Source organism: Psychrobacter sp. 1U2 (assembly GCF_051847575.1).
On sequence record NZ_JBPYDC010000648.1, the window covers coordinates 1 to 919 of the forward strand.

The 919-nt window shown below is 40.4% G+C and carries 1 protein-coding gene and 1 pseudogene; both read left to right on the forward strand.

Features of this window, described 5'->3' with window-relative positions:
- On the forward strand, positions 1 to 482 hold a 482-nt coding region (locus ACS8FD_RS17850), incomplete at its 5' end, for a Sua5/YciO/YrdC/YwlC family protein (protein WP_439276834.1).
- A 229-nt stretch (positions 483 to 711) separates the two neighbouring features.
- Positions 712 to 919: pseudogene (locus tag ACS8FD_RS17855) on the forward strand (TIGR01777 family oxidoreductase); the annotation flags it as partial.

Genomic DNA, 919 nt, shown 5'->3' on the forward strand with positions numbered 1-919 from the left:
TACACAAAGGGATGATTGTCGTCACTGACGATGTTCACCGTATAGCGCCATTGTTAGATGACCTAAACGACAGTCAACGTCAGACGGTCCTTGAGAGTTGGCGTATGCACCCAGAAGCTATCTTAAAGCAGGCTCATACTTGGTTATTACCCTTATCAAAACAGATTACTGTACCTATTCCGTCATGGATTACTGGAGAACACGATAGTGTGGCCGTACGTATTATCGCGCACCCTCTAGTCCAACAGCTATGCACGCAGATGGTTTCACCAGACAATCCTTACGGCTTTATCGTGTCGACAAGCTGTAACCCTTCAGGAAAACCTCCAGCCCTGACGTTAACTCAAGCACAAGCCTATTTTCTTAACGACAATGAACACAGTAATCTGGACCAACAAGTGCATTATCTAACAGGAGATACACTAGGTTATAAGTTGCCAAGCCAGATCGGAGATGCCTTAACAGGGAAAATAATCAGATAGTATATGAATAAAATACTGATGTTTTTTCAGCATTTTTCTACCAGTCAACTACCTATGACTTAATTACCTAAATTAAGTCTGTCTTATCCTATGCTTCTTTCTATGCGGCTGCCAAGTTACATATTCTAAATCTGTACTTAAGTAGTTACTTCTACAATTATCCTATTGTTTTTGTAGCTTATTTTTTGCCACACTAATCATATTGCTAAAAATAATTAGGGAGTAGGACATGAATATTTTGATCAGTGGTGGCTCAGGATTCTTAGGTAGTGCATTTAGTCGTGAGCTGATGACACGTTACCGCATACAAAATAAAGAGCTGCAGATTACTTGGCTTACCCGCGATAGCAGCCAAGCACACCCTGACGATATTGCTATGATGACTTATGATGAGCTTGCAAGGACTGATAAAAGCTTTGATGTGATTCTTAATTTAG